General features: G+C 70.5%; 10 protein-coding genes and 1 tRNA gene. 7 read left to right on the plus strand and 4 right to left on the minus strand.

The features are described from left to right. The first annotated feature begins 56 nt into the window (after positions 1-56). From ABZ887_RS18480 to ABZ887_RS18495, 4 genes are all read left to right on the plus strand, one after another. Complete coding sequence (locus ABZ887_RS18480) at positions 57-2360, plus strand: GTPase (protein ID WP_361290168.1); 2304 nt, start codon at positions 57-59, stop codon at positions 2358-2360. 168 nt (positions 2361-2528) lie between these two features. Then, on the plus strand, positions 2529-2891 hold the full coding sequence (locus ABZ887_RS18485) for a hypothetical protein (RefSeq protein ID WP_361290171.1): 363 nt from the start codon (positions 2529-2531) through the stop codon (positions 2889-2891). Beyond that, positions 2834-3796, plus strand: coding sequence for a hypothetical protein (locus tag ABZ887_RS18490; protein WP_361290174.1), 963 nt, complete (start codon positions 2834-2836; stop codon positions 3794-3796). Before ABZ887_RS18485 ends, ABZ887_RS18490 begins: the two co-directional genes overlap by 58 nt. A gap of 511 nt (positions 3797-4307) precedes the next feature. Further along, positions 4308-4745 (plus strand): hypothetical protein, encoded by a 438-nt coding sequence (locus ABZ887_RS18495; RefSeq protein WP_361290177.1) that lies wholly within the window; start codon positions 4308-4310, stop codon positions 4743-4745. Positions 4746-4794: 49 nt separating this feature from the next. Here ABZ887_RS18495 and ABZ887_RS18500 read toward each other — a convergent pair whose 3' ends face one another. The 4 genes from ABZ887_RS18500 to ABZ887_RS18515 all read right to left on the minus strand — a co-directional run bounded on the left by ABZ887_RS18500 (position 4795) and on the right by ABZ887_RS18515 (position 8468). Then, positions 4795-6318: a hypothetical protein gene (locus ABZ887_RS18500; RefSeq protein ID WP_361290181.1), complete on the minus strand. Its 1524-nt coding sequence runs from the start codon at positions 6316-6318 to the stop codon at positions 4795-4797. Positions 6319-6483: 165 nt separating this feature from the next. Beyond that, positions 6484-7128: a hypothetical protein gene (locus ABZ887_RS18505; RefSeq protein ID WP_361290184.1), complete on the minus strand. Its 645-nt coding sequence runs from the start codon at positions 7126-7128 to the stop codon at positions 6484-6486. Between the two features lie 17 nt (positions 7129-7145). Then, the gene (locus tag ABZ887_RS18510) at positions 7146-7616 is read right to left on the minus strand and encodes a hypothetical protein (protein ID WP_361290187.1); all 471 of its coding nucleotides are present in this window, start codon (positions 7614-7616) and stop codon (positions 7146-7148) included. A gap of 780 nt (positions 7617-8396) precedes the next feature. Then, positions 8397-8468, minus strand: a tRNA-Arg gene (locus ABZ887_RS18515). A 152-nt stretch (positions 8469-8620) separates the two neighbouring features. Here ABZ887_RS18515 and ABZ887_RS18520 point away from each other — a divergent pair. The 3 genes from ABZ887_RS18520 (at position 8621) to lysA (ending at position 11662) form a co-directional block, all read left to right on the plus strand. Further along, complete coding sequence (locus tag ABZ887_RS18520) at positions 8621-9091, plus strand: response regulator (protein WP_361290190.1); 471 nt, start codon at positions 8621-8623, stop codon at positions 9089-9091. Positions 9092-9264: 173 nt separating this feature from the next. Then, the gene (nrtL, locus tag ABZ887_RS18525) at positions 9265-10251 is read left to right on the plus strand and encodes an ArgS-related anticodon-binding protein NrtL (protein ID WP_361290193.1); all 987 of its coding nucleotides are present in this window, start codon (positions 9265-9267) and stop codon (positions 10249-10251) included. A 19-nt stretch (positions 10252-10270) separates the two neighbouring features. Further along, the gene (gene lysA, locus ABZ887_RS18530) at positions 10271-11662 is read left to right on the plus strand and encodes a diaminopimelate decarboxylase (RefSeq protein WP_361290196.1); all 1392 of its coding nucleotides are present in this window, start codon (positions 10271-10273) and stop codon (positions 11660-11662) included. The last annotated feature ends 127 nt before the right edge of the window (positions 11663-11789 follow it).

Consider the following 11789-nt stretch of genomic DNA (forward strand, 5'->3'; position numbering starts at 1 on the left):
GCGCGGGCGGGCGCGGGGGAGCGCGGAAGGGGAACGACGGGACGGTGAACGGCGGCATGCTGCATGACGACGTGCTGAACGACGGTGCGGCGAACGGCAGGACGGTGCACGACGGAACGGGTCTCAGAGCCAGGACACTGGCCCTTCTGCTCGAACCGCTGGGGGTGGACGCCGTGGTGGGCCCGGCCGCACTCCAGCGCTTCGCCGAGGACGTGGCCGCGGTTGCCCAGGCACGGGGGTGCCCGGACCTGCCGACGTCCGGGAGCACTCTCCCACCGGTGTCCGACGCGGTGGCGACCTGCGCCGAGGCACACGAACTGATCCGCCTGACGACGGCCCGGGGACGGATCCCGGCGCCGGACGGCGACGGACACCTCGGGGAGCTGAGACGGCTCGACGGGCTCCGGAGCCGTCTGCCGGCCCTGGAGGGCGTGCCGGTGGAGGCACTCCGGGCGGACGCCGCGGCGTCGGCGGTGGCGGAACGGGAGCTGCCCGGAGCACTGGAGCCGTGCCGTCGCGCGGAGCGGGAGTGGCCAGAGGAGGTCTGGCCCTCGATCCGTGAGATCGACGTCGAGTCCGCGACGGCCGAGCTGAGCCTGCCACGGGGCAGCCGACGGGCGGCCAGGGCACGCGAGCTGGTGCTGGGGCACGGTGCCGCCACACTCCGGGAGCTGCGCAACCGGGAACTGGTGCCGCTCCTGGAGAAGGTGCGCGACCTGGTCGTGGCGGGGGAGGCGTACGAGACGCTCCTGTCGGGACGGCCGCGGTGGTGGCGCTGGCTCGCGCCGGACGCGCGCACCGGATTCGACACGGAGCGGTGTGACGCCCTGCGCTGGGCCATCGAGGCCCGGGACACCGGCGCCGTCTCCGCGAGCGCGCTGGACATGCTCGCGGACGCCGACGTGCGGGCGGTGCTCGGGCGCGGGCCCGCCGCAGCGCCGGTGAGCCGGGCCGCCGATCCGACCGCCCCTGCCTCGGGTTCGGCCGCGCCCGGCCCGGGGTGGGCGGTGCCCGGCTCGGCTTCGGCCGCGCGGATCACGGAAGGGCTCCTGGCATCCGCCTCCCGGACCGGCATCGACGAGCTGCGTGCCTTCGAGTCCTGGTACACGAAGAACCTCGCGTCCTTCGACCGCGTCGCCGCGGCCATGGACCTGTGGCGGACCGAACCGGCTCTCCGTGAGGCCCTCGCGCCCCTGGTCGCCCGGCTCGCGTCGTCGTCCGGCGCGGTGGACCCGAGCCGGCCGGCCTACCGCGACATCCAGGCCGCTCTGCGGGCCGGGGCAGGGGCCCAGGCCGGGGGTGCTTCGCCGCCGACGCCGTACTCCCCGCACGCCGTCGAGAGCGGGAGACTCGTGGAGGTGATGCGCCGCGTCGGGGCACTCGAACGCGCACTGCGCGACGCCGTACGGGTCATGCCCGCCGCCGAAGGCAGGCTGCGGGTCGCCGTCGCCGGACGGACCAAGTCCGGCAAGACCACGCTCCGCAAGGCCCTGATCCGCGACGCGGACCGGGACGGCATCGGGCGAGGAGCACACCGCACCACGCGGGAGACCGCCGCCTTCCGGGTCGGTTGCGTCACGTACCTCGACACGCCCGGTGTCGCGGCCAAGGACGACGACCACGACGCCACGCACGCCCGGGCCGCCTGCGACGACGCCGACGCGGTCATATGGAACTACGCCGACACCCTGCGCGACGAGGAGTCCGCCGAACTCCTGCGGCTGCTCCGCTCGGGGAAACCGCTGCTCGTCGTCGTCAACGTGAAGAGCCGGGTCCTCGAACCGCACCGCCTGAGGCGTTTTGCCGACGACCCGGCCAGGGAGTTCGAGCAGGTCGCGGGGCACACCGCCCGGATCGAGCAGGTCTGCCGTGCCGCCGGTTCCGCCCTGCCCGCCGTCCTCCCCGTCCACTCCGGCGCCGCGCACGAAGCGCTGTCCACGCCGGACCGTGAGCTGGGCGACCGGGCCCTTCGGGCCAGCCGGCTGCCCGAGCTGGAGCAGTCCCTCACCCGGCTGCTGGCCGAGCGGGCGCTTCCGCTGCGCGCCGTCCGGCTGGCCGACGAGGTCCGGGCACCGGTCGCCGCTCTCCACGACCGGCTCGCCCGTGAACTCCGGGGGATCGGTCTCGCGCTCGACGCGCTCGAACGCTCGACGGACAACGACCGGACCGCGGTGCTCAAGGTCTTCCGGGCGGCGGGCAGGGACACGCGCGACCGGCTCGAAGCCGTGCAGCACCGAGCCAGGGAGCGGTTGCCGGACGTGGTCGGGGGCCTGGGCGGCGCGGACGCAGCGCGCACGTGGAGCGACTTCCTCACCGGCCTGGAACTGGAGGAACTCCTCTCCGGCCTCGCCGACGCGTGAGAGCGGGAGGCGCTGAAACGGGGCGTCCTCCTGCGCACGGCGGCGGACGTCCCGGATCACGCAGACGCCGCGCGACCGCGGGTACGGCCGCGTCCCGACCTCAAGACGCAGGCCGCGACTCTCGGCACGGCGGCTGCCAAGGGGGCGGCGAGGGCCCTCCTGGGGTCCGTGGTCGCCAAGGGGGTCCCCAAGTCCGCCCTTCCCCCTCCCGCGACGGCGGTGGTCCACGCGGCGGGGGCCCTGGCCGGAGCGGCGAAGGCGGTGAGCGGCGAGATCCTCCGGGTACGGCGGGCGCAGGACCGGTGGGCGGGCGCGAGCACGACCGAGGCCGCAGCCCGCCTCGACGAGCTGTTCGACGAGCTGACGGCGTGGTCGGACCGGTTCACGGAGGCGGTGACGGACCAGGCCGAGGCCCGGTTCGAGGCGCGGTCCGCGGACATCGCCGCCGCGCGGACGGTGAGGATCTCGGTGCCGTGCGGACCGCGCGGAAGGCCGGGGAAGCGGTCACCGCCGCCAGGGAACTCGTGCTGAGCGCCCTGGACAGGGAGAGCGGCGTCGTCGCCGACAGGATCACGGCGGCCGGAGGCAGAGCCGCCGCCGGGGTCTCGGACAAGGACAGCGCCGTCCCCGACCGCGTCGCCCGTGCCGTGCGGGACGAACTGGAGGACACGGGAGGAGACTTCGACGCGAGGTTCTCCTCGTCGGTGCGGACGGCGTTCGACGCGCTGGTCGCCGAGTACGGAACCCATGTGCCGGAGCCGGATCTCTGGGCGAGCGACCTCGAAACCCTCGGGACGACGCCCGTCGCGGCGCCGAAGGAAGCGTCCCCGCTGGCTCAGGGGGTCAAGGAGGCGGCCAAGAAGGGCGCGCAGGCGGGCGCCGCGAAGGCGGTGGAGTGGCTTGGGAAGGTCAAGGACGGCGGCCACGGGCCGGGAAGCGCGGCCGCTGCCGTCGTGGACAAGCTCAGCAAGCACGGGGTGGGACGGAAGATCCTCGACGCCGGTGGCAAAGTCACCGACGGGGCGGGGAAGTTCAAGCCGTGGGGCAAGACCAAGGCGGCCGGAAGAGTGGCGGGTGCGGCGGGCAAGGTGCAGTGGGCGCTGGCGGTCATGGGGCCGCTGACGGACCTGGCGGGCGTCGCGCAGGAGCAGGGCGAGTGGATGGCGGTCAACAAGCGGCGGCAGGAGATCAGGGACCACTTCGCCGAACAGGCACGCGCACAGCGGGAGGCCCTCACCGACGCCGGCACGCGGTACCTGAGCGCGTGGATCGCCCTGGTGGAGCAGTCGCTCGGCGGTTTCACGGAGCGGGGTGCGAGGATCAACGCCGAGCGTGAGGCGGCGCTGACGGCAATCGAGGACCTCCGCGGCGAGGCCGCGCGGATTGTCGGCCCAGCCCTCTGGCCGACGGACGGACCAGCGGGCCGAAGGGTTTGAGGGCCGGAGAGCAGGCAGACCGGCGGGACGGCGAGTAGGCGGTGCGGGTGTGCGGGCGGCCCGGATCATCCCTATCCGGGGTGTTGAGTTCGCTGCGGGTCCCGGAAGCAGGTGAATCAGCTGGTACGCCCTCGTCGTGAACTCTGCGCAGACGCACTGGGTCGGTCGGTTCGCCCCGACCCGGCGGGAGCGGAGCGAGGCGCTGGCCGCGTTCGCCGCGTGAAGCCGTACCCGGTGCCGCGGCGGCCGAACGAGACGCTGCCGCACCGGTCTTCGCAGAGCCGGGTGTGCGTCTTGGCACGCACAAGAAAGGCCCTGAACTGCGTTTCTGCAATTCAGGGCCTTGATTCCGGTGCCCTCGGCAGGATTCGAACCTGTGCACGCGGCTCCGGATGCCAGCCGGTTCGCAGACGTTTCCGCAGGCCGTCGGGTTACCTGACGGACTGTTGGTCCCGTCGTCCCGCGCATGTCCCGCAGTAATGAAATGTCCCATTTGGTGCGGCAGTCGAGCTTGACCACCGGCGTCACGGTCCGCGACGACATGCGTCAGGACGTCTTCCGCCCGCTTCCGGTCCACCTCGGCGCGCTGGACGAGACCCTGACGTGGTGCGGCGAAGCCGCCGAGGCGGCTGGCACCCGCATCGACGTCGAGCTGACGGTTCAGGACGGCACGCTGCACGTCTGGCTCGGCCTCGACAAGGTGGACATCCGAGCGGCCTGCGACGATTTCGCCCGCCTTCTGTCCCACACCCTTCCGTTCACCGACTGCCTGGTCGGTGACGACCATGTACTGCTGCGCCTGCACGGCGATCTTGAGGCGACTCCCCTCCATCCCCTGGCCGCAGCGGGCATGGATGCCTACGTATCCGTGCCGTTTGATCGGCGGCGGCCCACGACGGGAGTCGCCGACGGGCCCATAGGAGCACAGGACGAGCAGCCGTACTCGTGAGCCCGCTCCGCGAACCAGCCACCGGCCCCAACTGCCCCATCGCCACAGCTCAGAGGGCGGTCCTTGGCCCCTGTTCCAGTCGGCCGCTGGCCCAGGGGTAGGACGCCCACCCCTGGACGAGGATCGGGTTGAGGGAGTTCTCGCGCCCGTTCAGGCATTCGTTGAGCGCCCAGGTGGAGCGCTGGGGGTCTGCCGCCCGTTCCAGCAGCAGCGAGCTGGGAGTGATGTCGGTCAGGGTCACCAGGCGTTCGAGCTCCTGGGCGCCGACGACCGTAGTCGGGATATCGGGGACGGGCAGGTCCTCGTGGGGCAGGTTGGCGTTGGCGATGGGGAACGGCTCCAGGGTGACGATCAGTGCTTGACGCGGCCGGTCGGCCGGAATGCGGGCGAATGCCGGATTACGCTGGTCGATCCGGGCCGAGGTGGTGTTGACCTGACGGTAGGCGCGGGCCAGTTTGGCGTCGGTCTCTGCCACTCCGTCTTCCAGGCCGAGCCGGGCGTTCTCGGTCGGCATCATGGACTTGACCTCCACGAGGAGCACGAGGTCGTCGAGGACGACGATCCAGTCGACGCTGAGCAGCTCGTCGCGCTTGACCCTGTAAGTGATCTCGCCGATGACCTCGGCCTCCGGTATCAGGCGGAGCTGGCGGCCGACGTACTCCTCGAAGAGGTAGCCGGTCTCCCGCAGGAAGCCGGTTCCGAAGTGCTCGCGTCCCGTGTGGTAGATGCCGGCTGGGGTCGCCTTGCGCCATACCAGCTGCGGTGAGGGGCACAGCAGGCCGGGGCCGAATCCGCTGACCGCCGGCCGACCCAGCAGCGGGTTGTACCCGAAGCGCCGCAGCTGGGCTGCTTTGCCACCGGCCACTCTCGCCAAGTTTTCTACGGTCTGCTTCTCGGTTGCCTTGACAGAAGCCACGTCGGCGGCGAAATGCCGTTCGACGACACGCAGGACCGTCTCCCGGCTGACCGCCCGGTTGAACCTCTCCCCGTCCGGGCCGTCGAAGATCGCGGGGTCGAACCGACCGGCGTTGAAGAGGGCGCATCCCCAGAGCAGTTGCGCGGCGCCGACGTAGTCGGGCAGGGGGCAGCCGAACACCTCGGTGTCCCAGCCCGGGACCATGCAACGGGGTTGCCGGTGTTCGGGGAACGGAGTGTGCAGGTACAGCGCCGCGGTACGGGCGAGACTGTTGAACTCCGGGTCCTGCCAGGCTCCCTGCTCGCCTCCCAGGCGCATCATGAAGTCCCGCAGGCGGATGGTGGGTTCGTCCGTGCCGTGCAGGGTGGGTTCCTTCAGGCTGGAGTACGCCGTCAGGATCTCCAGCAGGTCACGCTCAGTGGCGTCGGAGCGCTGGTACTCGGTGCCGTAGGCCAGGCAGACGCGGGCCGCGTCCGCCAGAGCCCAGGGCGTGTACTTCATCGACGGGCTTTTCAGCCAGGGCTGTGGCCGCTCGGGTGTGCCGTAGCGGGCCGCCGCTGCGGCGATCAGGGGCAGCAGTGCGCTGGGACGGTGCCGCCGGACGCGCTGGCGGTATTCGTCCTCGGTCACCGGCCGGTCGTAGAGGTACGCAGCCATCCCGCCATGATCCTCGCTACGGAGAGTTCGGTCGATGGAGTTTCTCTCAAGTCGGTGCGAGCTGCGAACTGCCCTCACTTGGAATGGATTGGGTCCACGCGGGAATCCACCGGCTTGGTCTTCGGCCGGTGGATTCCCGTTGATCCTCACGCGATGTTGATCTGCTCAGTGCGTCAGGTCCAGCACGGCCGTGCAGTGCGGATCGTCCTCCGGCTCCTCGAAGAGCTCCCGCTCCTGCGAGCGGGAGAACACCTCTGCGATCACGGCCGGCCCTGCCTCCGCGAGCCGGACGTCGCAGGCCACGACGTCGGAGTCCCCCTGATGGCGTACGTACAGCCGCATCCGGCCCTCGCTCCGGTACAGGAAGCCGACCAGCAGTGACTCGGCCTTCTCCCGCTCCTCATAGCCCGGAACCGGGCAGTTCAGTGCGGTCAGCAGTGTGTGCGCCCGGTCCTCCGGCAGCTCCTCGGCGGGCATGTCCTCCGCGAGCCTGATCAGCGGGGTATCAAGGACGTGGTCCACCTGGCCGCCGGAGTAGAAGCGCACCTCGCCGGCCTCGTGTCGTACGCGGCTGACCGCTTCCCACGGGAGCAGTACCTCGTCCTGCCGGAAGAGCGGGATCTCGTAGATGGTGAGGAGATCGGTGACGGTTGCCTTCCGCCGGCCGAGCGCGATCCGCACGGCCGGCGTCCCGCCGGGACTCGGGAGGACGCCGCGGACGCGCATCTTCTTCACGATCGGTGCCTGCGTGTAGAGGATCAGGTGGCCGGTCACGTCGGCTTGTGCCACGGCCACTTCCCACGGCGTCATTGCGGGTGTCTCCCTGTTCAGCGCTTGAACTTGGCGGCGGACTGGTTCATCCAGTTGGGGCACTTCCTCATGCCCTTGCAGTAGGCGGTGATGACGCCGATCATCTGTCCGCTTCCGGCGTCGTACCGATCGTCCTGCGTACGGCGGGTGACCTGCGCCTTGACGATGATCTTCACCTGGGGGTGCGTACCGTCGAAGGCGTAACCCCAGTATTCCAGGCCCCCCTTGCCGTCGTTCTTGTCCGCCTTGCCGTTCAGGGGAGCGTTGACGATGCGGCAGGTGCGGATGTTGTGGTTGCTGGAGAAGTGCGCCCAGCCCAGTTCGCTGTTGCCGAGACGGGTGGGTACGTTCCGCCCGTCCAGGTCCTTCTGGTGGCACTTCTTGGTCTTGTTCCAGTGGGGGGCAACGGCGTGTGCGGCTCCCGTCTGCCCCAAGGCCACGATGGCGGCCGAGAGGGTGACGAGCGACGCTTTCGTGATCCTCTTCATGTACCTGACCATGTCACACAACTACCGCCCGACTCACCCCGATTTCAGTGCGGTGGCTGACGCGTTCTGGCGGGCCTCCTCCGCACCCCATCGAGAAGGCCCCGGCGGGTCACAGCGCCGTGAGGCATTGCCGAGGCGAGCTGGTTTGGCCAACCCGTGGCGGGACGGGAACAGCGGTCTTCGCAGAACAGGGCCTGCTTGAGGTGCCTGCGTCCAGCCAGTACGCGCCTCGTGAGTGGTGACCGTCGGCCTGCCCGATGACGAGGGCGACGGGCTGGCCGGCATCCACGAAGACCCCTTCGGCCGCGGCTGAGGCCTCTGAAGATCGTCTTTCATCAGCATGTGGCCTGGAAGACGAGGGCGAGGTCGCCGCCTCAGATCTGATGGAGTGGATCTCGGGAGGCACGAGCAGGTAGCCCTGACGAGTAGGTACTCCGCGTTGTACCCCTGCGCCGAAGGGTCACGGCAACGACCCACCAGACCGTGTGCGTTTTCGGGTACTTTCAGTCACATCGAGGCAGGTCACGGGTCATTTTGCCCGGACGCCAGCGCTTGGGCTTCCGCGATGCGGAGCGGACGGCATTTGCTGGTGAGCGGCGCGATCCAACGCTCGGTCGTGCGCCTTTGACCTGCAGAGATCCGTCAATGGAAGGGGTTATCCACAGCATGTGGAGCGGTGTGTGCACCGAAAGGAGCAACGGTCAAAAGACCGTGTGCGTTTTGACGAGAACGCAAAAGCTCCCAACCTGTATTTCTGCAGGTCAGGAGCTTTTCCCGGAGTGCCCCCGGCAGGATTCGAACCTGCGCACACGGCTCCGGAGGCCGTTGCTCTATCCCCTGAGCTACGGGGGCGTCTGGCGTTGAGCTGTTGCTCGCGGCGACGGGTAGAACACTACCAGCTCGGTCGGGGTGATCAGGAACGGGTTTCCGGGGGTGCTCCCCCGCACGGGGCGGAAGTCGGGAAAACGCGGACGCGGTGGCCGGTCCGGACCTACTCTCGAGTTGTGCCAGGGGCGTCGGGGCGGGTGCTTGTTGTGGACGACAACAAGGTCATCCGGCAGCTGATCAGGGTCAATCTCGAACTGGAGGGTATCGAGGTCGTGACCGCGGCCGACGGTGCCGAGTGTCTGGATGTCGTTCATCGGGTGCGGCCCGATGTGATCACCCTTGATGTCGTCATGCCCCGGCTCGACGGGCTGCGGACCGCCGCCCAGCTCCGTGCCGACCCCCGGACTCATGATCTGCCGCTCGCCATCGTCAGTGCCTGTACGCAGTACGAGGTCGAGACCGGTCTTGACGTCGGCGTCGACGCGTTTCTCGCCAAGCCCTTCGAGCCTGCTGAACTCGTGCAGATGGTGCGGGAGTTGATCGAGCGGCGGCGTGCCGGCGGGAGCGGGGCGGGGGAGGCGGAGGGCGTGGGCGACGAGGTCCACTTCTCGGGGGAGCGCGCCGGGGGCAACCCCGCCTATCCGTGACACCGGCGGATCCGCGGATGTTCCCGGGATCCGCTCGGCCGCCTGTCGGTGATCCCGGCGGACGCGGTGACGGTCCGAGATCCTCGCGGGCGGGATGACCCACCCGTCCACATCCCGGACCCCGACCCCGACCAACTCGCCTACCCACCCCCCTCCTCCCCTACGCTTGTCCCGTGACCCCCGTCGAGCTCTCCCGTACCGTGCTGCGCGCGGTGCGTCGTGCTGTGGACGACGGGGAGCTCAGGGTCGCCGTGCCGGAGCTGCCGGAGCGGGTCGTGGTGACGCCGCCGGGGCCCGGCGGATGCGGGGACTACGCCACCAACATCGCGTTGCAGCTCGCCCGGCCCGCCGGACAGCCGCCGCTGCGGGTCGCCGAGATCCTGGTGCCCCGTCTCGTGGAGTGCGCCGGCGTCGAGGACGTCGTCGTCAGCGGGCCGGGGTTTCTCAACATCTCCCTCAGTTCCGCGACCTCGCCGACGGCCACCCTCGTGGCGGAGATCCGCGGGCTCGGGGGTGCGTACGGCCACGGTGACGTCCTCGCCGGGCAGGTGGTCGCGCTGCGGGTGCCGTACGACGTCCGGGCCGAGGTCGTCGCCGACGCGGTGGTGAGAATCGTCGCGACGCAGGGCGGGCGCGGTGAGGTCGAGCACGGGGAGCCCGTCAGCCTGCGGCCCGTGCCGGCGCCCGAGGACCCCGCCCCGCTCGGGGCCGACGCCGCCCAGTGGGCGCTGCTGCATCCGGCGGCGCACGACCGGCCGAGGATCACCGCCGACCATCTCGTGCAGCGGGAGAGCAATCCGCTGTTCCGGGTGCGGTACGCGCACGCCCGGGTGCGGGCCGTCGGGCGGGGGGCGGGGCGGCTGGGGTTCGGTGCCGTGGTCGGCGACGTTCCCGACGCCCCGGCTGGGCTTGTCACCGCCCTCGCCGACTACCCCCGCATTCTGACCGGCGCGGCCACCCATCGCGCCCCCGACCGGCTCGCCCGGCATCTCGTCACCGTCGCCGACGCCGTCCTGCCGTTCCTGCCGACCGTGCTGCCCCGTGGCGAGGAGAAACCCTCGGTCGCCCACCGTGCCCGGCTCGCCCTCGCCGAAGCCGCCGGGACGGTGCTGGCCGGCGGCCTGTCCCTGCTCGGCATCGACGCACCCGATCACCTCTGAAGAGAGCGCCAGAAGAGCAATGAGCCGTTCCGCACACCCCGCCGGACCCCGGCACGCCGATGTCCTGCCCGAGGGCCACTACGCCGCTCCGCCCACCGACCTCAACGCCCTCGACCCCAAGGTGTGGGCCCAGACCGTCAGCCGTGACGCCGACGGGGTCGTCTCCGTCGGCGGGGTCGACGTGAAGACCCTCGCCGAGGAGTTCGGCACCCCCGCCTACGTCCTCGACGAGGCCGACTTCCGGGCCCGGGCGCGCGCCTGGCGCACCGCCTTCGGGCCGGACGCCGACGTGTTCTACGCCGGGAAGGCGTTCCTGTCGCGGGCCGTCGTGCGCTGGCTGCACGAGGAAGGGCTCAATCTGGACGTGTGTTCAGGTGGCGAGCTGGCCACCGCCCTGTCCGCCGGTATGCCCGCCGACCGCATCGCCTTCCACGGCAACAACAAGTCCGAGGCGGAGATCCGCAGGGCCGTCGAGGCCGGCGTGGGACGGATCGTGCTCGACTCGTTCCAGGAGATCGTGCGGGTCGCACACATCGCGCAGGAGCTCGGTACGCGGCAGCGGGTGCAGATTCGTATCACCGTGGGTGTCGAGGCGCATACGCACGAGTTCATTGCCACGGCTCATGAAGACCAGAAGTTCGGGATTCCGCTGGCCGGGGGGCAGGCCGCGGAGGCCGTGCGGCGGGCGCTGCAGCTGGACGGGCTGGAGCTCATCGGCATCCACTCGCACATCGGGTCGCAGATCTTCGACATGTCCGGGTTCGAGGTCGCCGCGCACCGGGTCGTGGGGCTGCTGAAGGACATCCGGGACGAGCACGGGGTCGAGCTGCCCGAGATCGACCTGGGGGGCGGGCTCGGGATCGCCTACACGAGCGACGACGACCCGCGCGAGCCGCACGAGATCGCCAAGGCGCTCACCGAGATCGTGACGCGGGAGTGCGAGTCCGCCAGGCTGCGGACGCCGCGGATCTCCGTGGAGCCCGGCCGGGCCATCGTCGGGCCGACCGCCTTCACGCTCTACGAGGTCGGCACCATCAAGCCCCTCGACGGGCTGCGGACGTATGTCTCGGTCGACGGGGGCATGTCGGACAACATCCGCACCGCGCTGTACGACGCCGAGTACAGCGTCGCTCTGGTGTCGCGGACCAGTGCGGCCGAGCCGATGCTCGCCCGGGTCGTCGGCAAGCACTGCGAGAGCGGGGACATCGTGGTGAAGGACGCGTTCCTGCCGGGCGACCTGGCACCCGGTGACCTCATCGCCGTACCGGCCACCGGCGCCTACTGCCGTTCCATGGCCAGCAACTACAACCACGTGCTGCGGCCGCCCGTCGTCGCGGTGCGGGACGGCGCGGCCCGGGTGATCGTCCGGCGGGAGACGGAGGAGGACCTGCTCCGTCTCGACGTCGGATGACACGGATGGAAGATCTCCTGTCTGCCATCCTCACAGAATGAAATAGATGTCTCACGATCCGGACGAAGGGTAGAAACTCCCGTCCGGTGAGTGAGACTGGTGCAACCGTAGACGGTATGAGGAAACG

The organism is Streptomyces sp. NPDC047061 (assembly GCF_040643955.1).
In the GTDB taxonomy this organism is placed as follows: domain Bacteria; phylum Actinomycetota; class Actinomycetes; order Streptomycetales; family Streptomycetaceae; genus Streptomyces.

Coding starts and splice junctions, on each gene's coding strand:
- ABZ887_RS18500 (WP_361290181.1), bottom strand. CDS start 6,318: ATGGCTGCGTACCTCTACGACCGGCCGGTGACCGAGGACGAATACCGC.
- ABZ887_RS18505 (WP_361290184.1), bottom strand. CDS start 7,128: ATGACGCCGTGGGAAGTGGCCGTGGCACAAGCCGACGTGACCGGCCAC.
- lysA (WP_361290196.1), top strand. CDS start 10,271: ATGAGCCGTTCCGCACACCCCGCCGGACCCCGGCACGCCGATGTCCTG.
- ABZ887_RS18510 (WP_361290187.1), bottom strand. CDS start 7,616: ATGAAGAGGATCACGAAAGCGTCGCTCGTCACCCTCTCGGCCGCCATC.
- ABZ887_RS18480 (WP_361290168.1), top strand. CDS start 57: ATGCTGCATGACGACGTGCTGAACGACGGTGCGGCGAACGGCAGGACG.